This window comes from Bradyrhizobium sp. GW821-FHT13H06 (genome assembly GCF_058803975.1).
Window position 1 is genome coordinate 358957 of record NZ_JBXAPN010000003.1, and the last position, 23675, is coordinate 382631.

Sequence of the window (23675 nt, forward strand, 5' to 3'; positions counted from 1 at the left end):
GTCACACTGCAACTAGCCGCTCGCGGCGCAGGAACGCAAGCAGCGGCAGCAGCGGCAGGCCGAGAATGGTGAAATGATCGCCCTCGATCCGCTCGAACAGATGGATGCCGAGGCCTTCGAGCTGATAGGCGCCGACGCTGGTCGTGACGGCATCGCCGGCGGCGTCGAGATAGGCCGAAAGCTCGGCATCGGTCATCTCTCGCATGGTCATGCGGGCGACTGACACGTCCTCGAAAACAATCTTGCCGTCACGCGCAACGGCTATGGCCGAATTCAGCTCGTGGCTCTTGCCGGCGAGATCGCGCAATTGCGCCAGCGCCTGTGCGCGGCCTGCAGGCTTGTTGAAGAGACGCATCCCGAGAGCCAATGTCTGATCGGCGCCGATCACGTAGCTTCCTGGATGACTCGCCGAAACCGCCTTGGCCTTTTCTCGCGCCAGCAACAGGGCGATCTCGCGCGGGTTTGACAGTCTCGATGCGGCCTGAATGCCGCGCTCGTCGATATCGGCCGTCACGGCCTGGAATCCGAGCCCGGCATTGGCCAGCAGCATTTTGCGCGCGCTGCTTTGCGAGGCCAGGATCAACGGAGATGTACCGCGCCACAGAACCATGGCAGAAACTATTCCGAGGGCCGGTTGCGCTGGCGATCACTATAGAGCTTCATGATCGCCGCCGCGGTTTCCTCGATCGAGCGGCGGGTGACGTCGAGCAGCGGCCAGTCATGCTTGGCACTCAGCTTGCGAGCAAACGCGACCTCCTCGGTGACCGACTGCTTGTCGGTGTAGGTGTCGCTGCCGGACTCGGCTCCCATCGACAGCAGGCGATTCTGCCGGATCTGGATCAGGCGTTCCGGCGTCGCGTGCAGGCTGACGACCAGCGGCCGCGTCAGCGTCTCCAGTTGCGAGGGCACCGGAATGCCTGGAACCAGCGGCACGTTGGCGGTGCGGATGCCGCGATTGGCGAGATAGATCGAGGTCGGCGTCTTCGACGTCCGGGACACGCCGACCAGCACCACGTCGGCCTCGTCGAGACCTTCGACGTGCTGACCGTCGTCATGAATCATCGTGTAGTTCAACGCGTCGATGCGCTTGAAATATTCCGCGTTGAGGACGTGCTGCGCGCCGACGCGTCCGGTGGTCGCAGCGCCGAGATAGGCTTCGAACAGCTGCATCACCGGGCCGATGATCGACAGGCTCGGAACATTGATCTGCTTGCACTTGTCCTCGAGCCTGGCGACCAGATCCTTTTCGAGCAGCGTGAACAGCACGATTCCCGGCGCCTCCTCGATCTCATCGAGCACGCGGTCGAGCTGCTTTTGGCTGCGCACCAGCGGATAGACGTGCTCGACCGGTGTCACGTTGGCGTATTGGGCCGCGACCGCGCGCGCCACGGTGATGAGCGTCTCACCAGTGGAGTCGGAAACCAGATGCAGATGGAAATAATTGTTCGAGGTCGGCACAGAAACTCTTTGTATGAGGGCGGGGCGGTTTGTGGATTTCTGTGGAGCTTAACCCCTTGGAAAGGGATGTGCGACACCAGGGGCGGGACAACGGCCAATTTTCTTCACACCACTGCCCCTCAGGACAAGTCCGGCGCCCTCTGATGAGGCGAGCGGGATTGCGCGGATAACCCTCTTGATAAGCTGCCGACGGGGAAGCGCAAGCTCTTGAGTCCGGGCGGCTTATCCGAACGGCTCGAGGCCACGCTGGATATGTTGATGGATGTGAACAAGCGCATGCGAAGCGGCGGACGGAATTGTGTGAGTCCAATCCACGGTCACATAGACTCAAACCTTAAGATTCTAAAAGTTTTAGGTTTAGAAGAGCCGAGCACGCGGATATGTGTGTGCACCCAAATCTATGAATGAATTCTTACCGAGCTCGTTCCATCCACTGTCCGGTGAGACAGGGCGCGTTCGAACGACATGGATCCCGGTTCGCGTCCATAAAACGCGAAAGGCAAGACACGGAAGGCTGCCGGAATGTACGAGTGGATCAAGGCGCTGCACGTGATCGCGGTCATCTCCTGGATGGCCGGCATGCTCTATCTGCCGCGGCTGTTCGTTTATCATTGCGAGGCGGAGATCGGCTCGAAGCAGTCGGAAACGTTCAAGGTCATGGAACGCCGGTTGCTCAAGGCTATCATCAACCCGGCCATGATCGTGACCTGGCTGGCCGGTCTCTATCTCGCGTGGTCCGGCCATTGGTTCGCATCGCCCTGGTTGCACGTAAAACTGGCATTGGTCCTGGCGATGTCCGCGGTCCACGGCTTTTTTTCCCGTTGGCTGAAGGATTTCGCCGCCGACCGGCGCCCGCGGAGCCAGAAATTCTATCGAATAATCAATGAGGTGCCGACCGTTCTGATGATCTTCATCGTCATCATGGTGATCGTGAAGCCGTTCTAGGCACATCGCGCCGACGATTCGCTCAGCGCTTCGGCTTGCGGAGCAGGAAGCGATTTTCTATATTGTCGACATCCCACCCAACGCAGGCGGATGTGGTTGTGTCCGGGCTTTCCAGAAGCCGGATACCGCATCAGGTTTGAAGCCTCCCGGCGCTCACCTTGCCAGTCCTGCGGACCTTACCTTCTCACGTCCGCATTTCAGAGCCTCCTCGCACCCCCCTCTTCTAAGGCTACCCCACAGGACCACCCCAATGCGGGAAATCAAACTCCAGGACCTCAAGTCGAAAACCCCGGCCGAGCTCGTCTCGTTCGCGGAAGAGAACGGGGTCGAGAACGCAAGCACCATGCGCAAGCAGGAGCTGCTGTTCGCCATCCTCAAGCAGCTCTCGCTCGCCGAGACCGACATCGTCGGCGAAGGCGTCGTCGAAGTGCTCTCCGACGGCTTCGGCTTTCTCCGCTCGCCCGATGCGAATTATCTGCCGGGCCCCGACGACATCTACGTGTCACCATCGCAGATCCGCCGTTTTGGCCTGCGTACCGGCGACACCATCGAAGGCCATATCCGTAGTCCGAAAGAGGGCGAGCGCTATTTCGCGCTGCTGAAGGTCAATACGCTCAATTTCGAGGACCCGGAAAAGTCCAAGCACAAGGTCAATTTCGACAACCTCACGCCGCTGTTTCCGAATCAGCGCTTCCGCATGGAGATCGACGATCCCACGCGAAAGGACCTGTCTGCACGCGTGATCGACATCGTTGCGCCGATCGGCAAGGGCCAGCGCGCATTGATCGTCGCACCGCCGCGCACCGGTAAGACCGTGCTGATGCAGAACATCGCGCATTCGATCACGCACAATCATCCCGAATGCTATCTGATCGTGCTGCTGATCGACGAGCGTCCGGAAGAAGTCACGGACATGCAGCGCTCGGTGAAGGGCGAGGTCGTGTCCTCCACCTTCGACGAGCCGGCGGTGCGTCACGTCCAGGTCGCCGAGATGGTGATCGAGAAGGCCAAGCGCCTGGTCGAGCACGGCCGCGACGTCGTGATCCTGCTCGATTCGATCACCCGCCTTGGCCGCGCCTACAACACCGTGGTGCCATCATCCGGCAAGGTGCTGACCGGCGGTGTCGACGCCAACGCGCTCCAGCGCCCGAAGCGGTTCTTCGGCGCCGCCCGCAACATCGAGGAGGGCGGCTCGCTGACCATCATCGCGACCGCGCTGGTCGATACCGGCAGCCGCATGGACGAAGTCATCTTCGAAGAGTTCAAGGGTACCGGTAACTCGGAACTGATCCTAGACCGCAAGGTGTCGGACAAGCGCACCTTCCCGGCGATCGACATCTCACGCTCCGGCACCCGCAAGGAGGAGCTCATCACCGATCCGCAGGTGCTCAAGAAGATGTACGTGCTCCGCCGCATCCTCAATCCGATGGGCACGATGGACGCGATCGACTTCCTGCTCGACAAGCTCCGCTCGACCAAGAGCAACTCGGAGTTCTTCGAGTCGATGAATACCTGAGTGCACTGCAGCAAGGGATTAGAGGGCGCCTTCGGGCGCCCTTTTGTTGTGCGGCTTTGCTGCAGCGAAGTTGCGGCATGAAAGGTTGGTTCCCACCCGGATCGCGCGTTTTAATAATACGTTGATATCGCGAGGAAAGTTGGGATTGGACTCGACCCGAACTTTCTCGGGTACGGAACTTTGCAGCAAAATGCTGGAGTTATGTTGCGTTGCAGCATAGGCATTGCTGCAGGATTTGGTGCAGCAAATCCTCCGGCTGGCCGGCGGAAACGGACGTTTGCCTTTTCGCCGGGAGGCGGACAAATAGGCCATGCATCCGAGAGACCAGACCATTTTTGCGCTGTCATCCGGCCGGGCGCCCAGCGCGATCGCGGTGGTGCGTGTGTCGGGCCCGCAGGCCGGCTTGGTGCTGACAAGGCTCGCGGGCCGGCTGCCGGCACCGCGGCAGGCGAGCCGCCGGTTGCTTCGTGACGGCGCGGGCCAGCCGATCGACGATGCGGTGGTGCTCTGGTTTCCAGGACCGGCCAGCGCGACCGGCGAGGACGTCGCCGAGTTTCACGTCCATGGCGGACGCGCGGTGCTTGCGGCGCTCCTCGCGGCAATTTCGAATATTCCGAATACACGCGCCGCTGAGCCTGGAGAGTTCACGCGGCGCGCGTTCGAGAACGGCAAGCTCGACCTCACCGAGGCCGAGGGTCTCGACGATCTCATCCACGCCGACACCGACCGGCAAAGGCGCCAGGCGCTGCGCCAGTTGCAGGGTCTCCTCGGCGATCACGCGCGCGACTGGCGCGAACGCATCATCGAGGCATCCGCGCTGATCGAGGCGGGCATCGATTTTTCCGACGAAGGCGATGTGCCGGCCGAATTGAAGGCGCCGGCAGTCAGGGCAATCCAAGCCCTGCATGACGAAATTTCAAAAGTCCTTGCGGCACAGGGACAAGCTGAACGTCTGCGTGACGGCCTGGTGGTTGCGATCGCGGGCGAGCCGAACGTCGGTAAGTCGACCTTGATCAACCAACTCGCGCGGCGCGAGGTCGCGATCGTCTCGCCTCATGCCGGCACCACGCGCGATGTGATCGAGGTGCAGCTCGATCTCGACGGCTACCCCGTCACTGTCATCGACACAGCCGGCATTCGCGAGACCGACGATCCCGTGGAGCAGGAGGGCGTGCGTCGGGCGCGTGCACGAGCCGGGGACGCCGACCTGGTCCTGTGGTTGGTGGAGGACGGGCAAGCTGTCGACCCGGAAGCCATGCGCTCGCTTCGGATATCCGGCGACGGTGCTACTTCGCCGGGCGGCTCGGTCTGGATCGTCCGTAACAAGATCGATCTCGACCGGCGCGAGGGCCCGATGCTGCCGGGCGAGTTCCCGATCTCCGCGAGCCGGGGCGACGGCATTCCGGAGCTGGTCGAGGCGCTCGTAACGTTCGCCGCCAACTTCTTCGGAACGACGGAAGGCGCTTTGGTGACCCGGGCGCGGCAGCGCGATCTGCTGCGCCAAGCGTCGGACAGCTTGCGCCGGAGTCTGCAGCTTGTAGAAGAGGGCGAAGAGCTGGCGGCCGAAGAGCTGCGCGCCGCCGCTTATGCCCTGGGCCGTCTGCTGGGCCGGGTGGACGTTGAGGACGTCCTCGGGGCGATCTTTCAGAAATTCTGCATCGGAAAGTAGGGCTAGTTCTTCATTGTAGAACTAGGATTTGTTCCATTCCTTGTGTTTCACGTGAAACAGCGCAGGGAACGTCTTCGGCCTGTTTCACGTGAAACACCGGGGCGATCTTACGCTCCAATTCGCTCGCACATTGCGCGACTTGGGGCCCGCTTAGCACGAGTGGACGCTAGGGCCGCTGGCCGCGATCGCCTCATTGCGAGGAGCCTTTCGACAAAGCGATCCAACTGTCTCTATTTTGGCATACTCCGAATCGCTTCGCCGCGCTCGCATGACGGCGCGGTGCTGATCTGCTTTCTCGATGGATCGCCAGGATCGCATCCGCACAATCTACCACGGCCCCGTGGTTCGTTTTGGCGTGGTGAAACAACAGCATCTTCAACGCTCCTTCTACTGTGCATGGGGTTGTTTTCGCGAAAGCCGGGATCGGCCGGCGACACCTGTTTCACGTGAAACACGGCCGACCCCGAGTTTCCACTTCCGGCTTTTTGCGCTCTGGGATAGAAGTCCCACCATGCGAACAGAGCGAGCAAGCTTCGACGTCATCGTGATTGGCGGCGGCCACGCCGGCTGTGAGGCAGCGGCCGCTGCTGCGCGGATGGGTGCGGCCACCGCCCTGGTGACGCACCATTTCTCGACTATCGGCGCGATGTCCTGCAATCCGGCCATCGGTGGTCTCGGCAAGGGTCATCTGGTCCGCGAAGTCGACGCTCTCGATGGCCTGATGGGTCGCGTGGGCGACGCCGGTGGCATCCAGTTTCGCGTCCTGAACCGCCGCAAAGGCCCCGCAGTCCGCGGTCCTCGCGCCCAGGCTGATCGGAAGCTCTATGCGGCCGCCATGCAGGCCGCGATCCGGGAGACCGAGGGCCTTTCGGTCATCGAAGGCGAGGCCGACGAGCTGATCGTGGCCGAAGGGCGGGTTACAGGTCTTCGCCTGGGTGATGGCCGTGAGCTGCGGGCAGGGGCGGTTGTGGTCACCACCGGCACATTCCTCCGCGGTCTGATCCATCTCGGTGAGAAGAGCTGGCCCGCCGGCCGGGTCGGCGAAGCTCCTGCGATGGGCCTTTCAAGCTCCTTCGAGCGCGCCGGGTTCACCCTCGGACGCCTCAAGACCGGCACGCCGCCCCGTCTGGACGGCACGACGATCGACTGGTCCGCTGTCGAGATGCAGCCCGGGGACGAGCCGCCGGAGCCGTTCTCGGTCCTGACCGAGCGGATCACGACCCCGCAGATCCAGTGCGGGATCACCCGGACCACGACCGCGACGCACGAGGTGATCCGCGCCAATGTCCATCGCTCTCCGATGTACTCCGGCCAGATCAAGAGCTCCGGCCCGCGCTATTGCCCCTCGATCGAGGACAAGATCGTCCGCTTCGGCGACCGTGACGGCCATCAGATCTTCCTGGAGCCGGAAGGGCTGGACGATACGACCGTCTATCCCAACGGCATCTCGACCTCGCTGCCGGAGGAGGTCCAGCTTGCGATCCTCGCCAGCATTCCGGGCCTGGAACCGGTGAAGATGGTGCGGCCGGGCTATGCCATCGAATACGACCACATCGATCCCCGCGAGCTCGATCCGACCCTGCAGACCAAGCGCCTGCGCGGACTGTTCCTGGCCGGGCAGATCAACGGCACCACCGGATATGAAGAGGCTGCCGGGCAGGGCATCGTGGCCGGGCTGAATGCGGCATTGTCCGCCAGTGGGGCCGCGCTGACGGTGTTCGATCGGGCGGACGGCTATCTCGGCGTCATGATCGATGACCTCGTCACCCGCGGCATCAGCGAGCCCTATCGGATGTTTACCTCCAGGGCCGAGTATCGTTTGACGCTGCGGGCCGACAATGCGGACCAGCGCCTGACCGAGAAAGGCATCGCCTTGGGATGTGTCGGCAGCGCCCGAACCCGGCATCACCGCACCAAGATGGATGCTCTGAACGCAGCCCGGACGCTGTCGAAGTCCCTGACCATCACCCCGAACGAGGCGAGCAAGCACGGCCTGTCCCTGAACCGGGATGGCCAGCGCCGGTCGGCCTTTGAGCTGATGGCGTATCCGGAGATCGGCTGGAGCCAGGTTCGCGCAATCTGGCCGGAGTTGGCGGCGATCGATCCCGTCATCGCCACCCATCTTGAGATCGATGCGAAATACGATGTCTATCTGGAGCGCCAGAGCGCCGACGTCGAAGCGTTCAGGCGCGATGAGGGCATGGTGCTCTCGGACGTCGATTACCAGCAGGTCCCGGGTCTCTCCAACGAGGTCCGGGCCAAGCTGGAGAAGGCCCGCCCCTTTACCGTCGGCCAGGCTGGCCGGATCGATGGGATGACGCCGGCTGCCCTCGGCATCCTCGCGGCTTATCTGCGCCGTGAAGCTCGGAAAACCTCCAAGGCCATTGCATAGGCGTTTCACGTGAAACAGCGCGGACCGAGCGGGGACAGGCCGCTATTGCGACGACCCGGAGCAGGTGCCGCCGTGCGCCAATCCGACTCGACACCGGCCCGACCGAAGATCGACAAGGCCAACGCCAACGATCAGTCGCTGGACGCAATCATCGCAGCCGACAAGGTCGCGGCACTCAAGCTCGCGCCCGTTTCACGTGAAACCGAAGCCCGGCTCGATCGCTACATCGCCCTGCTGCGCGAGTGGCAGGCCAAGACCAATCTGGTCGCGCCTTCGACCTTGCCGCATCTCTGGACGCGGCACATCGCCGATTCGCTTCAGCTGGTCGATCTCGCGCCGACCGCAAGACGCTGGGCCGACCTCGGCAGCGGCGGCGGCTTCCCCGGAGTCGTCCTGGCCTGCGCCATGGCGGGGACGCCGGGCGCGAGCGTCCACCTCGTCGAGCGAATCGCCAAGAAGGCGGCTTTCCTGCGCGAAGCGATTCGCGTCACCACATCTCCGGGAGTCGTACATCTCGCTGAGATCGGGGATAATGTGGATAGAATCACCGGCCCCGTCGATTGCGTCACCGCACGCGCACTGGCTCCGCTACATCAACTCATCGGCTTTGCGGAGCCGCTGATGCGCCAAGGCGCAAAGGCGCTGTTTCCGAAGGGTCAAGATGTAGAGGCTGAATTGACCGAAGCCGCTAAATATTGGAATATTCAACCTCAGCTCCATCAAAGCCGCACGGGTGACGGCTGGATCGTGGAGCTGACGTCCGTCGAACGACGCGGGTGAGGCGTTCAGGGGGAGTGGGGAATTGCGATGAGCGTGATTGACGAACCGCAGCAAGAACAGACGGCCCAGGAGACCAACGAGGTCCCGCATGGCCACCCGCGCATCCTGGCGCTGGCGAATCAGAAGGGCGGTGTGGGAAAGACAACCACAGCGATCAACCTCGGCACGGCGCTCGCGGCGATCGGCGAGCGCGTCCTGATCGTCGATCTCGATCCGCAGGGCAACGCCTCGACCGGCCTCGGCATCGATCGCCGCAACCGCTCCTGCTCGACCTACGACGTGCTGGTCGGCGAAGCCGCGTTGCGCGAGGCGGTGGTCTCGACCGCGGTGCCGCGGCTGCACATCGCGCCCTCGACCATGGACCTCTCCGGTCTCGAGCTCGAGCTCGGCACCACGCCCGGCCGCGCCTTCAAGCTGCGCGACGCCATCGGCGCACTCAACAACAACGTCTCGCCGGACGCCGACTACACCTATGTGCTGATCGACTGCCCGCCCTCGCTCAACCTGCTCACGGTGAACGCGATGGCGGCCTCCGACGCGATCCTGGTGCCGCTGCAATGCGAGTTCTTCGCGCTCGAGGGTCTGTCGCAATTGCTGCAGACGGTGGAGCAGGTGCGCTCGACGCTCAATCCGAACCTGTCGATCCACGGCATTGTGCTGACCATGTTCGACTCGCGCAACAACCTCTCGAACCAGGTCGTCGCCGACGTCCGCCAGTTCATGGGCGAGAAGGTCTACAAGACCATGATCCCGCGCAACGTGCGCATCTCCGAAGCGCCGTCCTACGGCAAGCCGGTGCTGGTCTACGATCTCAAATGCGTCGGCAGCGAAGCCTACCTGCGGCTCGCCACCGAAGTGATCCAGCGCGAGCGCGAACTGCGCACGGCGCATTGAGGCTGCCGTAGGGTGGGCAAAGGCGCCTTCGCCGTGCCCATCGTCTTCCGCAAACAATCGGTGGGCACGCCTCGCTTTGCCCACCCTACGACAATTCAGTTCTGGAGTGCTGCACCGTGAATCCAAGGGAGCTGGCGATGGCCGACGAAGCGCGTTCGCGACTGGGCCGAGGTCTTGCGAGTCTGATCGGTGACGTCGGCGGCGAGGCTCAGCATGTCGATCGTCCGCGCGCACAGCGCAAGGTGCCGATCGAATTCATCAAGCCCAACCCGCGCAACCCGCGCCGCACCTTTTCGGAGACCGAGCTCAAGGAGCTCTCCGACTCCATCAGGCAGCACGGCGTGATTCAGCCGATCGTGGTGCGTCCGCTGAAGGGCGCGCAGGATCGCTACGAGATCATCGCGGGCGAGCGGCGCTGGCGCGCCTCGCAGCTCGCCGGCCTGCATGACGTGCCGATCGTTCCGGTCGACATCAGCGACAGCGACGCGCTGGAGTTCGCGATCATCGAGAACGTGCAGCGCGAAGACCTCAACCCGATGGAAGAGGCCCAGGGCTATCACGCGCTCGCCAACGAGTTCAAACGCAGCCAGGAGGACATCGCGAAGGTCGTCGGCAAGAGCCGCAGCCACGTCGCCAACATGATGCGGCTGACGAAGCTGCCGGCCGAGGTGCAGGCCTTCATCGCGACCGGTGAATTGACGGCGGGCCACGCCCGCGCGCTGATCGGCGTGCCGGATCCGCTCGCCGCCGCCAAGCGCATCGTCGAGGAGGGGCTCAACGTTCGCCAGGCCGAGGCTCTGGCGCACGAGGAAGGCGTGCCCGAGCGCAAGCCGCAGAAGGCGCGCAGCACTGGGGGCAAGGAAAAGGACCCTGATACGATCGACCTCGAAAAGCGCGTCAGCGACGCGCTGGGTCTCAAGGTCACGGTCAATCATCGCGATCCCGGCGGCTCCGTGCAGATCAACTACCGCAACCTCGATCAGCTCGACGAGGTGATGAAGCGGCTCGCCAAGGGCGCGCTGTAACTCCGCTGTCCCGTGCCGCGGGCACTGATCTCCACCCGTCATCCTGAGGTGGCCGCTTCTTCAGCGGCCCTCGAAGGGCGACGGCCCGGCTGTAGCAGCGCGGCCTTTCATCCTTCGAGGCTCCTGGCACGATGCGTAGCATCGTGCCACTCGCGCCTCAGGATGACGGATTTGGCCCCTTGCTTTGTTGCGTTCGCAGTGACGCGGAGAGAGCTCAGCCCCGCCGCTTCGCGTTCGCCGCAATCGCCATCAGCGCGCGCTGGGCTATGGCTGCGGCGAGGGTGGACTGCTTGCGGGTGTCGAGCGCCGCGGTTGCGAGCTGCTCGATGATCGCGGCAAGCCGCGCCGGGCTGAAATTGCGCAGCGCGGTTTCGACCGCGGGCTTTCGCGAAAAATGCAGGCGCGGAAAGCCGCCATCGAGCACGGCGGATGCCGGCGTGCCGTCGGCGATCGCGAGCGCGGATTTGTGCAGCCACGCAGCCTGCCGCTGCGCGGCGGAGATGATCACGCCTGGATAGGTGCCGGCGATCATGGCCTTGGCGAATTCGGTCTCGACGATGTCGGGCCGTCCGGCAAAGGCGCCGTCGACGATCGGATCGAGCTTCAGCTCCGACGCATCGGCGACCACGGCCATGACGTCATCCAGCGTGACCTCGCCTTTGCCGTGGGCGTAGAGGGTCAGCTTGCGCAGCTCGTTGCGCGAGGCCTGGCGGTCACCGCCGAGGAATGACATCAGCGCCGCGCGGGCGTCCTGAGCGATGCGCAAATTCGCGATACGGAGCTCGTCCTCCATCAGCCTGGCCAGATCGCGCTCAGTGTCGGGATAGCAGCCGATCGCCACGGCCGTCTTGGCGCGCTCGCATGTCTTGCGCAGCGGCGATTCCGGGCGAAGTTCGCCGGCCTCGATCACGATGCGGCAATCCTTCACGTTCATCTCGGCCAGCGTCTCTATGCCGCTGGCGAAGCTGCGCGAGCCGGCGCGAACGCGGATGGCGCGGCGGCCGCCGAACAGCGGCACGGTCATGGCTTCGTCGACGAGGCGCGAGGGCTCGGCGGAGAGCTCGTCGCCGTCGAGCTTGACCAGCGAGAACGGATCGTTGGGATCGTCGACGCTGGACGCGATCAGCGCATCGGCGCGCTCGCGCACGAGGCCCGCATCGGGACCGTAGAGCAGGATGATCGGACGGCCGGCATCGGGCCGAGCGAGGAAGGCGTCGATCTCTTTTCCGCGCAGTGCGACCATGGTCCAGATCGTCATTCCGGCGCGCGCGCAGCGCGAACCCGGAATCCAGAGGTTTGGGATCGAGATTCCGGGTTCACGCTGCGCGTGCCCCGGAATGACGGGAACGACTTAAGTGCCTGCGGTGAAGAACGAGGCGAGCCGGGTGGAGATGTTCTCGGCGATCTCGTTGGCGGCACGATCCTCGGCATCGCGCACGGCGCGGGTGCGCGAGAAGCGCTGATAGGACCCCGGCATGTCATAGGACACGCGTGAGAATGTCGAGCCAGTCATGACAGACTTGCCGGTCGCGACGTCGATCAGATTGTACTGGGCGTCGATGCCGAGATTTTCGCTGGTCGGCAGTCCGGTCGCGGCGCTGACGATCAGCGAGGAGCGGCTGGTGGTGAAGCGGATATCCAGTCGATGCGTCGGCGGCATGCCCGTCGCCGTGCCGTAAAGCTTGAATGCCAGCGCGTTGCGGATTTCGACGCCGACGCGGGCCTCGCGCGAAGCATTGGGCTTGCTGATCGGGGGTAGCTCGACGCCCATCAGCCTTTCGCGCAGACCGGGGGTGCCGTCAGTGCGCTCGGCATACATCGGCTGGAAGCAGCCTGCCGTCAGCGCCGCTAATGCAGCGACTGCCAGCAAGCGGGCTGCGATACGGATCCTAGCCGACAACATTCACGATCCTCTTGGGAACGATGATCACCTTGCGGACGGGCTTGCCGTCCAGGGCCAGCTTTACCGCATCGAGGGCCAAAACGGCAGCCTCGATTTCCGGATTCTGGGCCGCTGTTGCAACTGTGACCTCACCCCGCTTCTTGCCGTTGACCTGGACCACCAGGGTCACGCTGTCTTCGACCAGCAAATCGCGTTCGATTTGGGGCCAATCGGCTTCCGAAACCAGCCCCTTCTGGCCCAGAACCCGCCAGCACTCCTCGGCCAGATGCGGCATCATCGGAGAGAACAGCTGCACCAGGATCTGGCTGGCCTCCCGGATCGCCCAGGCCAGATCCGGCGCCAGGTCGGCTGCGGGCTGGCCCGGGCGCTGCAGCACCTCCGAGAACGTGTTGGTGAATTCGCGGATATGGGCGAGGCAGACGTTGAAGTGCAGCCGCTCGATGCCGGTTGTGACCTTGTCCAGCGCGCCGTGGGCGGCCTTGCGCAAGGTGGTCGCGTCCGGGCCGAAGCTGGCCGGCCGGGCCGCCGGCGCACCGTTGCCGAGTTCGGCGGAATCGTTCACCAGCCGCCACAGCCGCTGCACGAAGCGCGAGGCGCCCTGGACGCGCTCGTCGCTCCAGATCACGTCGCGGTCGGGCGGGGAGTCCGAGAGCATGAACCAGCGGGCCACGTCGGCGCCGTAGGTCTCGATGATGTCGTCGGGGTCGACCGTGTTCTTCTTCGACTTGGACATCTTCTCGATCGGGCCGATCTGGATGTCCTCGCCGGTGGCGAGCAACGTTGCGCGGCGCCCGTTGCCGCCGACCTCGATCTTCACCTCGGCGGGCTGCACGTAGGTGCCGTCGGCCTTCTGGTAGGTCTCGTGCACCACCATGCCTTGCGTGAACATGCCGGCGAACGGCTCGTCCAGCGCAATGTGCCCGGTCGCCTTCATCGCGCGGGTGAAGAAGCGGCTGTAGAGCAGATGCAGGATCGCATGCTCGACGCCGCCGATATACTGGTCGACCGGCAGCATCCGGTTGGCGACCGCAGGCGTCGTCGGCGCGTTCTCGTTCCAGGGATCGGTGAAGCGCGCAAAGTACCAGGACGAATCCACGAAGGTGTCCATGGTGTCGGTTTCGCGCTGGGCCATGCCGCCGCATTTGGGGCAGGTGACGTGCTTCCAGGTCGGATGATGATCGAGCGCGTTGCCCGGTCTGTCGAAGGTCGCGTCGTCCGGCAGCACCACCGGCAGGTCGGCGTCCGGCACCGGCACCACATCGCATTTCGGACAGTGAATGACGGGAATCGGGCAGCCCCAATAGCGCTGGCGCGAAATGCCCCAGTCGCGCAGGCGGAAATTCACTTGCCGCTCGCCGATCGGCGCGTTGCCGCGCAGCTCCGTCTCGAGACGCTTCGCCACCTCTTCCTTGGCCTGCTCGATGCTCATGCCGTCGAGGAAGCGCGAATTGATCATGCGGCCGTCACCGTCATAGGCGGTGTCGGTGATGACGAACGACTTCGGGTCCTGGCCCTCCGGACACACCACAGGCGTGTTGCCGAGACTGTACTTGTTGACGAAGTCGAGGTCGCGCTGGTCGTGCGCGGGGCAGCCGAAGATGGCGCCGGTGCCGTATTCCATCAGTACGAAGTTCGCGACATAGACCGGCAGCTTCCAGCTGGGGTCGAACGGGTGCACCGCGCGGATTCCGGTGTCGAAACCCTGCTTTTCCGCGGTGTCGATGATCTCCTGCGCGGTACCCATCTTCTTGATCTCTGCGATGAACTCCGCAAGCTTAGGGTTCTTCGCAGCGGCGGCCTGCGCCAGCGGATGATCCGCCGAGATCGCCATGAATTTCGCGCCGAACAGCGTGTCCGGGCGCGTCGTGAAGATCTTCAGCTCGCTCTCGCCGGCCGGCGTCGTCGCCGGATCCAGTGCGAAGCGGACCAGCAGGCCTTCCGAGCGGCCGATCCAGTTGCGCTGCATCAGCCGCACCTTGTCGGGCCAGCGGTCCAGCCCGTCCAGCGCGCTCAAGAGCTCCTGCGAGTACTTCGTGATCTTGAAGACCCACTGATTCATTTCCCGCTGCTCGACGACCGCGCCCGAACGCCAGCCGCGGCCGTCGATCACCTGCTCGTTGGCGAGCACGGTCATGTCGACGGGGTCCCAGTTCACCTTGCGCTTCTCGCGCTCGGCGAGACCCTCGCGCAGGAAGTCCAGAAACATCTTCTGCTGGTGCTTGTAATAGCTGGGATCGCAGGTTGCGATCTCGCGGCTCCAGTCCAGCGACAGCCCGATCGAGCGGAGCTGTTTCTTCATCGCGGCGATGTTGTCGTAGGTCCAGGCCTTCGGGGCGACCTTGCGCTCGATCGCGGCGTTCTCGGCCGGCAGGCCGAAGGCATCCCAGCCCATTGGATGCAGCACGTTGAAGCCCTTGGCGCGCATGAAGCGGGCCAGCACGTCACCCAGGGTGTAATTCCGGACATGGCCGATATGGATGCGCCCGGAAGGGTAGGGGAACATCTCGAGCACATAGTATTTCGGCCGCGGATCGTCGTTCCTGGAGACGAAGATCGCCTGCTCGTCCCAGAGGCGTTGCCAGCGCGGTTCGGCGTCGCGGGCGTTATAGCGTTCGGAGGTCATGGAATCGTTGGGTTTTCGTGGGTTCGGCCGTCTCAAGACGGCGGACTAGGCCATAGAAGACCTCAGGGGGTCAATGGGTTGCCGCGTTCTGGAACTTCGACCGCGCCTCCGCATAACTACGAGGGCCCGCGTTGGGGTGTGATTAAGGGGTCGATGCCAATTTGCGGCCCGACAAGGCCGCATGACCGCGATGGATTCCAGCTTCGACGATCCCGATTACGACTATGCCGCGTCCATCGCCGGACGGGCGATGCGGAGCATGGCCGAACAGCGCATTGCGCCGACCCCGGCCAATTTCGCGGTCTGGTTCCAGTATTTCGCGGGCAGTCATGACGATCTGCGCAACGCGATCGATCTGCTGATCGACCACAATCGTCCCTTCGATGCGCGAACCAATCAGGATCTGTTCGAGACCTACGTCGCGCCCCAGGCGAGTGCCGCCGCGGTCGACACCTCCGAGCGGCTGCAGACGCTCATGGGGGCCGCGAAGGAATTTCTGGCGACCGCGATCGCCGACAATCATTCGCAGATGCAGGTCATCAGCCAAGTGGCCGACCAGGGCAGGGCCGGCGTCGATCCAAAGTTGCTGGTCGCCCAGCTCATGAACGAGCTCGCGCGGGCCGCCACAAGGGCGACGCGGCTGGAGGCAGGTTTTGCGGAAAAGACCCGCGAGCTCGACGTGATCCGCGATTCGCTGTCGCGGTCCGAGCAGCGCGCCCGGACCGACATGTTGACGGGGCTGGCGAACCGGCGGGCCCTCGACGAATTCCTGCGCAAGGCGCAGACGACCGCGGAATGGGGCGAGCCGCTCGGCGTGCTGATGCTCGATATCGACTACTTCAAGGCCTTCAACGACAATTTCGGCCATGGCGTCGGCGACCAGGTGCTGCGCCTGATGGCGAAGGTGCTGCGCGAGAAAGTTCGCGAGCAGGATCTGCCGGCCCGCTATGGCGGCGAGGAGCTGATCGCGGTGCTGCCGGACGCCGATCTCGGTACATGTGCCGAGATCGCCGAGCGCATCAGGCGCGCGATTGCCGAATGCACGATCACGCGCCGCTCGACCGGCGAGATCCTGCCGAATATCAGCGTGTCGATCGGCGTGGCGCAGTACCGGACCGGCGAGGCGATCACCGATCTCATCGAGCGTTGCGACCGCGCGCTCTATCTCGCCAAGAGCGGCGGTCGCAATCGCGTCGTGACGGAGGTCGAGCTTGAGCGGGCCGGGGCCGCGGGCTAGGCGCTGGCCACCATCATCATATCAGCCGCGCCGGTCTCGATCGCCTGCACGCCGTGCTCGACGACATTGTTGCGGCCCCGATGCTTGGCGGCATAGAGCGCGGCGTCGGCGGCTTCGATCAGGTCGCCGGGACGCAAGGACTCGTTCGGCTTTGTCGCGGCGACGCCGATCGAGACCGTGACGATCATATGCGCGGACGTGATGTGCGGCAGGCAGAGTCTCAGCACGGCCGCCCGCACCTGTTCGCCGATTTCGGCGGCGCGCATCACGTCGGTATTCGGCAGCAAGAGGCAGAATTCCTCGCCGCCATAACGTGCCGCAAAGCCCATCGTGTCGGCGGCGATGCCGGACAGCGACTCGCCGAGCCGGGTCAGACAGGAATCGCCTTCGAGATGGCCGTAAGTGTCGTTGAACAGCTTGAAATGGTCGACGTCGATCATCAGAAGCGCGAGGTCGCTGCCATATTGCTGCGCGCGCATCCATTCGAAATCGAGCCGGCTCTGGAAACCGCGGCGGTTGGCGAGCCCCGACAGCATGTCGATCGAGGCCATCACCGTCAGCCGGTCGTTGCTCGCAATCAGCTCGCGCTCGCGCTGGCTCAGCTGCGCAGCCATCGCGTTGAGGGCGCGGGCCAGCGGAACGAATTCGGCCGGCAGCCGATTGCGTGCCGCGCGGGCCGACAGGTCGCCCTCGCCGAGACGCTTGGCCATGTCGGCGAGCATCTCGATTGGCTTGATGACGAGTTTCTCGGCGGCAATCAGCGCGCCGAGCAGGACGAACACGACGACAAAAGCGAGCTGCAGATAGGCGGTGCGGATGTCGCGGTTGACCGCGGCTGACACCTTGTCTTCATCGATGCTGGCGATCAGGCGGGCATTGGTGCCGGCGATGCGGATATAGCTGACCGCGCGGCGGGAGCCGTCGGCGGCGAGGAACGACAGTGAACCCTCGTCCTGGTCGGACCGCAGCGCCTTGTCCGCGATTGCGGACATCAGCGGCATGTTGTCGAGGGGACGGCCAACCGCGCTGTGCTGATCGGCGGGAGCCGCCAGCACGGTGCCCGCGCTGTCGACCAGCACCGCGGTGATGCCGGCGCGGCCGCCCAGATTGCTCATGACCTTCGACATCCAGTCGAGATTGACGGTGGCGAGCACGACGGCATCGGGCACCCCGCTGAAGGCCGAGACCGGATAGACCGCCATCACGGTCGGCGAGAGCACCGGCCGCGACAGGATGAAATCGCTGAGAACGAAGCGGCCGGTTTGTTGTGCCTGCTGGAAGTAGGGCCGGTCACTGAGATCGAGCCCGACATACATGTTGTTGGTGGCGCATTGGATGCGTCCGTCCTGGCCGGCGATCAAAAGCGTGCGGATCCAGGGAAGGCTCGACGGCAGGCTTGCGCGCAGCACGTCGCAGCTCTTGCTGATGCCGCCGGCGGAGGCGCGGATGAAGGCTTCCGATTTCAGGATGGTCTCGACCGACGAGATCACCTCGCGCTGCGCATCGGCACTGTGCCTTGCCACCGTGGTGAACTCGGCCGCAGCCTGCGCGATCTGCCGCACACGCGTGTCTTCGAGCGAGCGGATGCGCTCGAGCATTAACGGCGCCACGAGAATGACCGCAAGCAACGCAAGCCGCGCCCGGATTCCCAGAACCTGCTTGAGTTTCGCGCGTTTGCGGTTGAGACTGACGCTTGCCATCTTCGTTACCCACCCCATGGGCCAAGGTAAAGCGAAGGGTTCAAAAACTGTTTCTTGAACTCGGTAAAATTGGACTTAACTCGGGCTACGATCCCGGCCAAGAGACGTCATGACAGAAGCCATCGCCGCGCCGGTAACCGGCCATTCACCAAACGCGCTCGCCGCGGTCGAAGCTGAAATCGCCCGCGCCTGCACGGACGCGCGGCGCGACCGCGCCTCCGTGACGCTGATCGCGGTGTCCAAAACTTTCGCCGCCGATGCAATTATCCCGGTCATCGCCGCCGGGCAGCGGGTATTTGGCGAGAATCGGGTGCAGGAGGCCAAAAGCAAGTGGCCGGCGTTAACGTCTGTTTACCCCGATATCGCGCTGCATCTGATCGGGCCGCTGCAATCCAACAAGGCGAAAGAGGCGGTCGCGCTGTTCGACGCGATCCATTCGGTCGATCGCCCGAGCATTTGCCAGGCATTAGCCAAGGAAATCGAATCCCAGAACAAGCACCCGCAGCTCTTCGTCCAGATCAATACCGGCGAGGAACCGCAGAAGGCCGGCGTCGCGCCCGGCGAGGCCGATGCTTTCCTCGCGAGCTGCCGCGACACCTATGGGCTCACGATCTCCGGACTGATGTGCATCCCGCCGGTCGACGAACCGCCGGCCGCGCATTTTGCCCTCACCGCCAAGATCGCCGCGCGCAACGGGTTGAAGAACCTCTCGATGGGCATGAGCGCCGATTTCGCCACCGCCATCATGCTGGGCGCCACCCATGTGCGCGTGGGTAGCGCGATCTTCGGGCACAGGTGATTGTCGTAAGCGAGGGCCGTGCCCCACCCGAGTTCTTGAGTTCGTCATTGCGAGCGTAGCGAAGCAATCCAGGATCTTTCCGCGGAGGTAGTCTGGATTGCTTCGTCGCAAGGGCTCCTCGCAATGACGGCGGAGCTGTCTACACAAACCCCACCGACACCTTGCCCAGCACGCCAAAATCTGCCGCGAAATGATCGCCGGCCTGGATCGGCAGCGGCGGATGGCACGTGCCTGTCGTCACCACCTCCCCCGCCCGCAACGTGAGGCCGAGCCCGCGCAGCTCGTTGGCAAGCCAGGCGAGCGCAACGCGGGGATCGCCGAGCACGTTCCTGCCGTGGCCGACATAGTGCTCGCCGCGCAGCATGATCTGCGGGCGTTCCGCGATGAGATCGATCGCGCGCCAGTCCGCCGACGTCGCCGCGCCCAGCACGAACAGATGCGCGCAGGCATTGTCGGCGATGAGCTGGGCCTCGCCGGCGCGGGCGAAATCGGCAAAGCGCGAATCGGGAATCTCGATCGCGGGATGCAACGTCTCGACGGCGGCGAGCACCTCGTCGACGGTGTACGGCGCCGCGCGCGGCGGCAGATCGCGCCCGATCCGAAAGGCGAATTCCGGCTCGCCGACGCGCATCTCGTTGCCCTTCATCGATGTAGTCCCGCCGTCAGCGATCACGGTGTCGCTCATGATGCGTCCGGCCATGGGGCCTGCGACATTGATGTGCTTCTGTCCGGCCTCGCTGGTAGCCGCGATCTTCCAGCCGAACAATTTCCCGCTTGATTGTCGTTCGAGCGCGGCCTGGATGGCGTAGCCCTCGGCGCGACTCTGCGGCCGCAGCCGGGCCTCCAGTGCGTCCAGCTTGGTGCCGTCGCGCCAGTGTTGAACCAGGATCTGCGAAGCGACGGCGATCTGATCCTTGTCGAGCATGCACCCTCACCCGATGATGATTCGTGTTCGCGGGCCCAAGCGCCGCAGCAATTGCAGCATCGCAGACTTCGTCATGGAGACGCAGCCCGCGGTCGGGCCGAAATTGTCGCGGGCCAGGTGCAGGAACACCGCACTGCCGCGGCCGGCGATGCGCGGTCTGGTGTTGTGGTCGATCTCGATGATGAAGTCATAGAGGTGGTCGGCCCGCTTGAGCCGGTCACCGCCCTGCCCCTCGCCGAGCCGGATGCCCTGATTGTAATGGCGGTCCCGTGGATCCTCGCACCAGGCGTCTGCGCCGGTGATCATCCGGGCCGGCAAGAACGTCTGGGGGCGGCTGTGCCGGTCGCCCCGCCACCACAGCCGCCTGGGACGGAAACTGCCCCTGGGGGTGCCGCCATCGCCCTCGCGCTTGTTGGCCAGAATGCCGCCCCGCCCCAACGCAACCGGGATGGTCAGCGTTCCAACCGTCAGCCAGCCCCGGCGCGGATTTCCGGCCGCAGCCTTAACGCGGATCGCAGACAGCGGCCCGGCGCGTCGATTCCTGGCGTAACCGACTGAAGCTGCTCTATTTTTCATGTGAACGTGCAATGTCGAATTCATTACAGGACATTCATCAAATCGCCCTGCTATTCTGAGTTAGAGTGCTTCCGGCTTGTGAATCGGTAACAGCCCACTACTTCAACACGAACAACAATAAAACGGCGACCCTAAACTTCCCTCGCGGCTGGGTGCGGCATGGATGCGCGCCGAGCCGGACCCTAAAAGGATGACCCCCTATGGCCAATGCCCGCAAGATCCTGATCGTGGATGACGATACCGATCTGCGCGATACGTTGGTGGAGCAATTATCGCTGCACGAAGAATTCGAAGCCTCCGCGGTCGACACCGGCGCCAAGGGCGCGAGCGCCGCAAAGGCGAATTCTCCCGATCTCGTCCTGATGGATGTCGGCCTGCCCGATACCGACGGCCGCGAAGTCGTCCGTTCCTTGCGCAAGGGAGGATTCAAGGCCCCGATCATCATGCTGACCGGGCACGACACCGATTCCGACACGATCCTGGGGCTGGAATCCGGCGCCAACGACTATGTCGCAAAGCCCTTCCGCTTCGCCGTTCTGCTGGCTCGCATCCGTGCCCAGCTCCGCCAGCACGAGGCCAGCGAGGACGCGGTGTTCTCGGTCGGCCCCTACTCCTTCCGTCCCGGCTCGAAGATGCTGACCGCGGCCAATGCGCGCAAGGTCCGCCTCACCGAGAAGGAAACGGCGATTCTCCGCTTCCTCTACCGGGCCGGCCAGATGCCGGTGTCGCGCGAGACCCTGCTCCAGGAGGTCTGGGGCTACAATTCCGGCGTCACCACCCACACGCTGGAAACCCACATCTATCGGCTTCGCCAGAAGATCGAGAAGGACGCCGCCAACCCCGAGATCCTGGTTACCGAAGCCGGTGGCTACAAGCTGGTGCCGTGATACGTTCCGGAAACGCGCGATTCGTCGTAAATTGGCGCGTTTCTCGAGCCACGGACCAGAATGTCAATCGACGACGACGTAGCGCTTCTCGAGCGTGTCCCGACACTGCGCCTGTTGGGAGACGCCTCGTTGCGCATGCTGGCGATCGGTTCCGAGCAGCGTGACTTCGTCCGCGGTGATGTCCTGTTCGATCTCGGTGACGCCGCCGATGCCGGCTTCGTGGTCCAGCGCGGCGCCTTCAGGGTCGAAGACGGCGCCGGCGCCGAAATGATCGCCGGTCCTGGCGCGCTGATCGGCGAGCTCGCACTGGTGGTGCCGATGAAGCGGCCATCGCGTGCGATCGCGCTGGAGCATTCCTCCGTCATCCGCGTCGCACGCAGCCTGTTCCAGCGCGTGCTGGAGAGCGACCCCGCCGCCGCCGTGCGCCTGCGCGACGAATTCGCGGTGCGCTCCAGCCAGATCGCCAGCGATATATTGATGGCCGGCGCGAAGCTGACGTCGTAACTGCTCCGCGCGTTCCGGAGAACGACGGGATCCCTAGACCTCCAGCGTCACCGTGACGGGCACGTGGTCCGATGGACGCTCCCAGCTCCGCGCGTCGCGCAGGATCCTGAAATCGCTGACCGCGTCCTTCAGCGCGCGCGAGACCCAGATGTGATCAAGCCTGCGGCCGCGATCGCCGACGGTCCAGTCGGCGGAACGATAGCTCCACCACGTATAGACCTTCTCCGACATCGGGATGCGCTCGCGCGCGACGTCGATCCATTCGCCGGCGGCGAGCGCCGCCTTCAGCTTCTCGGTTTCGACCGGTGTGTGCGAGACGACTTTCAGAAGCTGCTTGTGCGACCACACGTCGTTCTCGTGCGGGGCGACGTTGAGGTCACCGACCAGGATGTGGCGGTCCTCGCCGCGCGGATGCAGCGGCTCGCATGCCTTCATCTCGTCGAGGAAGCGAAGCTTGTGATCGAACTTCTCGTTCAGCGCGGGATCGGGGATGTCGCCGCCGGCGGGCACGTAGAAATTATGCAGCACCAAAGGCTTTGCGATGCCCGCCTTCTCGCCGAACGACACCGAGATATGGCGCGAATCCACCTTGTCGCAGAAGGTGCGGATGTCCTTGGACTCGAAGGGAATCTTCGAGACGATGGCGACACCGTGATAGCCCTTCTGCCCGTTCAGCGCGACGTGCTCATAGCCGAGCCGCTTGAAGCGCTTCAGCGGAAAGGCGTCGTCGATGCACTTGGTCTCCTGCAGGCACAGCACCTCCGGCCGCGCGCTCTTCAAGAATTTCGCGACCAGGTCGATGCGCAGCCGCACCGAATTGATGTTCCAGGTTGTCAGAGAAAGACGCATGGCGACGATCTAACAAACTCCATCCGTCATGGCCGGGCTTGACCCGGCCATCCACGTCTTTTTGTCGGACCCAAAAACGTGGATGCCCGGGACAAGCCCGGGCATGAGGTGATTGGAGCGGCCATGCAATCTCAACCCGGCGACGGGCCATAATTGGTGAAATCGATCTTGAACATGTTGGGGTCGAGCTTCTTGCTCGAATCCAGATTGTAGACGGCGATCGTGGTGTCGTAGCCCTGCGGGTCGGTGACGGTCCACTGCTTGAGCTGTCCGTCCTTGGCGCCGAACATCAGGAGCAGCCGGCTGGTGCCGACCAGCGCCTGCTTCTCCTCGATGGTGACGCTGACGAAGACGTCGTCGGCCGAGACGTTGACGACGTTCGTGTCCTTCATCAGGTCGATGCGGTCGGACAGCAGAAAACGCAGTGGCGTCTGCGACAGCGGATAGATGTCCTGGGTCGCGAGCTTGCGGTCGCGCACCACCAGCGAGGATCCGTCGGCGACGATGTCGATCGGGCTCGGCGCGTCATATTCGAAGCGCACCTTGCCGGGCTTCTGGATGTAGAAATCGCCCTGTGTCTTGCTGCCGTCGGGGCCGACCTGGACGAAATTACCAACCAATGTCTGAAGCGACGACAGATAGGCGCTGACCTTGGCCGCCTGCGCTTTCTGGTTGGCATCGAAGGTCTGGAAGATGCTGGTCGGCACGTTGCGCCGCGGATCCGGGATGACCGGATTCGGCGGCGTCTGCGTCGCGCCGGTCACAGCGGGCCCACCGGCCGGCCCGCCGTCGCTGCGGCCCTTCGGTGCAGGCTTCGGCACCGGGACGGTCTGCGCGAACGACGTCGCAGTCACCATCGCGGCGGTGACGAGAAGCACGCCGGCCACGCGCGCACTTCGCGCGGCGATGGTGGCGGCGAATCGAATGTCCGGATGTCTGATCAACACGTCGTCCTGTATGGCTGGGCGCCCTTTTAGCGTGATTTCTGGCAAA

General features: G+C 64.1%; 21 protein-coding genes. 11 read left to right on the forward strand and 10 right to left on the reverse strand.

Annotation, left to right across the window (positions count from 1 at the left end):
- Nucleotide 1: 1 nt before the first annotated feature.
- Nucleotides 2-610: a Maf family nucleotide pyrophosphatase gene (locus AC1RQP_RS14150; protein ID WP_239628647.1), complete on the reverse strand. Its 609-nt coding sequence runs from the start codon at nt 608-610 to the stop codon at nt 2-4.
- 8 nt (nt 611-618) lie between these two features.
- Nucleotides 619-1458, reverse strand: coding sequence for a pyruvate, water dikinase regulatory protein (locus AC1RQP_RS14155; protein ID WP_100233242.1), 840 nt, complete (start codon nt 1456-1458; stop codon nt 619-621).
- Nucleotides 1459-1980: 522 nt separating this feature from the next.
- On the opposite strand from AC1RQP_RS14155, the gene hemJ reads away from it, so the two are divergent.
- From hemJ to AC1RQP_RS14190, 7 genes are all read left to right on the forward strand, one after another.
- Entirely contained in the window at nt 1981-2403 is a 423-nt protein-coding gene (gene hemJ, locus AC1RQP_RS14160; protein ID WP_028181379.1) for a protoporphyrinogen oxidase HemJ, read from the forward strand.
- A 250-nt stretch (nt 2404-2653) separates the two neighbouring features.
- Nucleotides 2654-3919 (forward strand): transcription termination factor Rho, encoded by a 1266-nt coding sequence (gene rho / locus AC1RQP_RS14165; RefSeq protein ID WP_239628649.1) that lies wholly within the window; start codon nt 2654-2656, stop codon nt 3917-3919.
- A gap of 310 nt (nt 3920-4229) precedes the next feature.
- Nucleotides 4230-5588 carry a tRNA uridine-5-carboxymethylaminomethyl(34) synthesis GTPase MnmE gene (gene mnmE / locus AC1RQP_RS14170; protein WP_492937422.1) on the forward strand — a complete coding sequence of 453 codons (1359 nt, stop codon included), beginning with the start codon at nt 4230-4232 and terminating at the stop codon, nt 5586-5588.
- 511 nt (nt 5589-6099) lie between these two features.
- Nucleotides 6100-7980: a tRNA uridine-5-carboxymethylaminomethyl(34) synthesis enzyme MnmG gene (mnmG, locus tag AC1RQP_RS14175; RefSeq protein WP_492937423.1), complete on the forward strand. Its 1881-nt coding sequence runs from the start codon at nt 6100-6102 to the stop codon at nt 7978-7980.
- A gap of 138 nt (nt 7981-8118) precedes the next feature.
- On the forward strand, nt 8119-8760 hold the full coding sequence (gene rsmG, locus AC1RQP_RS14180; protein WP_492937854.1) for a 16S rRNA (guanine(527)-N(7))-methyltransferase RsmG: 642 nt from the start codon (nt 8119-8121) through the stop codon (nt 8758-8760).
- Nucleotides 8761-8787: 27 nt separating this feature from the next.
- The gene (locus AC1RQP_RS14185) at nt 8788-9654 is read left to right on the forward strand and encodes a ParA family protein (protein ID WP_239628653.1); all 867 of its coding nucleotides are present in this window, start codon (nt 8788-8790) and stop codon (nt 9652-9654) included.
- 137 nt (nt 9655-9791) lie between these two features.
- Nucleotides 9792-10679, forward strand: coding sequence for a ParB/RepB/Spo0J family partition protein (locus tag AC1RQP_RS14190; protein ID WP_239628656.1), 888 nt, complete (start codon nt 9792-9794; stop codon nt 10677-10679).
- Between the two features lie 214 nt (nt 10680-10893).
- On the opposite strand, the gene holA is transcribed toward AC1RQP_RS14190, so the two are convergent.
- The 3 genes from holA to leuS all read right to left on the reverse strand — a co-directional run bounded on the left by holA (nt 10894) and on the right by leuS (nt 15205).
- Nucleotides 10894-11922, reverse strand: coding sequence for a DNA polymerase III subunit delta (holA, locus tag AC1RQP_RS14195; RefSeq protein WP_492937855.1), 1029 nt, complete (start codon nt 11920-11922; stop codon nt 10894-10896).
- A gap of 108 nt (nt 11923-12030) precedes the next feature.
- Nucleotides 12031-12582, reverse strand: a complete 552-nt coding sequence (lptE, locus tag AC1RQP_RS14200; protein ID WP_239628658.1) for an LPS assembly lipoprotein LptE — start codon at nt 12580-12582, stop codon at nt 12031-12033.
- Nucleotides 12569-15205, reverse strand: coding sequence for a leucine--tRNA ligase (gene leuS / locus AC1RQP_RS14205; RefSeq protein ID WP_492937424.1), 2637 nt, complete (start codon nt 15203-15205; stop codon nt 12569-12571). The genes lptE and leuS overlap by 14 nt, the downstream gene beginning before the upstream one ends.
- 190 nt (nt 15206-15395) lie before the next feature.
- Between leuS and AC1RQP_RS14210 the strand changes: the two genes are divergently transcribed.
- The gene (locus AC1RQP_RS14210; RefSeq protein WP_239629449.1) at nt 15396-16442 is read left to right on the forward strand and encodes a GGDEF domain-containing protein; all 1047 of its coding nucleotides are present in this window, start codon (nt 15396-15398) and stop codon (nt 16440-16442) included.
- Here AC1RQP_RS14210 and AC1RQP_RS14215 read toward each other — a convergent pair.
- Nucleotides 16439-18142: a diguanylate cyclase domain-containing protein gene (locus AC1RQP_RS14215; RefSeq protein WP_239628666.1), complete on the reverse strand. Its 1704-nt coding sequence runs from the start codon at nt 18140-18142 to the stop codon at nt 16439-16441. The two genes, AC1RQP_RS14210 and AC1RQP_RS14215, sit on opposite strands and share 4 nt — an antisense overlap.
- 109 nt (nt 18143-18251) lie before the next feature.
- Between AC1RQP_RS14215 and AC1RQP_RS14220 the strand changes: the two genes are divergently transcribed.
- Entirely contained in the window at nt 18252-18941 is a 690-nt protein-coding gene (locus AC1RQP_RS14220; RefSeq protein ID WP_239628668.1) for a YggS family pyridoxal phosphate-dependent enzyme, read from the forward strand.
- 139 nt (nt 18942-19080) lie between these two features.
- On the opposite strand, the gene AC1RQP_RS14225 is transcribed toward AC1RQP_RS14220, so the two are convergent.
- Together AC1RQP_RS14225 and AC1RQP_RS14230 are read right to left on the reverse strand one after the other, a co-directional pair.
- Nucleotides 19081-19866 (reverse strand): 2-keto-4-pentenoate hydratase, encoded by a 786-nt coding sequence (locus tag AC1RQP_RS14225; RefSeq protein WP_492937425.1) that lies wholly within the window; start codon nt 19864-19866, stop codon nt 19081-19083.
- A gap of 6 nt (nt 19867-19872) precedes the next feature.
- Nucleotides 19873-20442: a L,D-transpeptidase family protein gene (locus AC1RQP_RS14230; protein ID WP_492937427.1), complete on the reverse strand. Its 570-nt coding sequence runs from the start codon at nt 20440-20442 to the stop codon at nt 19873-19875.
- A 200-nt stretch (nt 20443-20642) separates the two neighbouring features.
- Here AC1RQP_RS14230 and AC1RQP_RS14235 point away from each other — a divergent pair, with 200 nt between their 5' ends.
- A complete protein-coding gene (locus tag AC1RQP_RS14235) occupies nt 20643-21329 on the forward strand; it encodes a response regulator transcription factor (protein ID WP_008142830.1) in 687 nt (228 codons plus the stop codon).
- Nucleotides 21330-21389: 60 nt separating this feature from the next.
- Nucleotides 21390-21833 carry a Crp/Fnr family transcriptional regulator gene (locus AC1RQP_RS14240; RefSeq protein WP_028181423.1) on the forward strand — a complete coding sequence of 148 codons (444 nt, stop codon included), beginning with the start codon at nt 21390-21392 and terminating at the stop codon, nt 21831-21833.
- Between the two features lie 33 nt (nt 21834-21866).
- Here AC1RQP_RS14240 and AC1RQP_RS14245 read toward each other — a convergent pair whose 3' ends face one another.
- Entirely contained in the window at nt 21867-22682 is an 816-nt protein-coding gene (locus tag AC1RQP_RS14245) for an exodeoxyribonuclease III (RefSeq protein WP_492937428.1), read from the reverse strand.
- Between the two features lie 131 nt (nt 22683-22813).
- On the reverse strand, nt 22814-23569 hold the full coding sequence (locus AC1RQP_RS14250) for an outer membrane lipoprotein carrier protein LolA (RefSeq protein WP_492937857.1): 756 nt from the start codon (nt 23567-23569) through the stop codon (nt 22814-22816).
- Nucleotides 23570-23675 lie beyond the last annotated feature (106 nt).

Bases quoted from the DNA above. Each gene is read 5' to 3' on its own strand.
- mnmG (WP_492937423.1), top strand. From the start codon at position 6,100: ATGCGAACAGAGCGAGCAAGCTTCGACGTCATCGTGATTGGCGGCGGC.
- AC1RQP_RS14235 (WP_008142830.1), top strand. From the start codon at position 20,643: ATGGCCAATGCCCGCAAGATCCTGATCGTGGATGACGATACCGATCTG.
- hemJ (WP_028181379.1), top strand. From the start codon at position 1,981: ATGTACGAGTGGATCAAGGCGCTGCACGTGATCGCGGTCATCTCCTGG.
- AC1RQP_RS14230 (WP_492937427.1), bottom strand. From the start codon at position 20,442: ATGAAAAATAGAGCAGCTTCAGTCGGTTACGCCAGGAATCGACGCGCC.
- holA (WP_492937855.1), bottom strand. From the start codon at position 11,922: ATGGTCGCACTGCGCGGAAAAGAGATCGACGCCTTCCTCGCTCGGCCC.
- lptE (WP_239628658.1), bottom strand. From the start codon at position 12,582: ATGTTGTCGGCTAGGATCCGTATCGCAGCCCGCTTGCTGGCAGTCGCT.
- rho (WP_239628649.1), top strand. From the start codon at position 2,654: ATGCGGGAAATCAAACTCCAGGACCTCAAGTCGAAAACCCCGGCCGAG.
- AC1RQP_RS14225 (WP_492937425.1), bottom strand. From the start codon at position 19,866: ATGCTCGACAAGGATCAGATCGCCGTCGCTTCGCAGATCCTGGTTCAA.
- AC1RQP_RS14220 (WP_239628668.1), top strand. From the start codon at position 18,252: ATGACAGAAGCCATCGCCGCGCCGGTAACCGGCCATTCACCAAACGCG.
- AC1RQP_RS14245 (WP_492937428.1), bottom strand. From the start codon at position 22,682: ATGCGTCTTTCTCTGACAACCTGGAACATCAATTCGGTGCGGCTGCGC.
- leuS (WP_492937424.1), bottom strand. From the start codon at position 15,205: ATGACCTCCGAACGCTATAACGCCCGCGACGCCGAACCGCGCTGGCAA.
- AC1RQP_RS14215 (WP_239628666.1), bottom strand. From the start codon at position 18,142: ATGGCAAGCGTCAGTCTCAACCGCAAACGCGCGAAACTCAAGCAGGTT.
- AC1RQP_RS14240 (WP_028181423.1), top strand. From the start codon at position 21,390: ATGTCAATCGACGACGACGTAGCGCTTCTCGAGCGTGTCCCGACACTG.
- AC1RQP_RS14190 (WP_239628656.1), top strand. From the start codon at position 9,792: ATGGCCGACGAAGCGCGTTCGCGACTGGGCCGAGGTCTTGCGAGTCTG.
- AC1RQP_RS14150 (WP_239628647.1), bottom strand. From the start codon at position 610: ATGGTTCTGTGGCGCGGTACATCTCCGTTGATCCTGGCCTCGCAAAGC.
- mnmE (WP_492937422.1), top strand. From the start codon at position 4,230: ATGCATCCGAGAGACCAGACCATTTTTGCGCTGTCATCCGGCCGGGCG.
- AC1RQP_RS14185 (WP_239628653.1), top strand. From the start codon at position 8,788: ATGAGCGTGATTGACGAACCGCAGCAAGAACAGACGGCCCAGGAGACC.
- AC1RQP_RS14210 (WP_239629449.1), top strand. From the start codon at position 15,396: ATGGATTCCAGCTTCGACGATCCCGATTACGACTATGCCGCGTCCATC.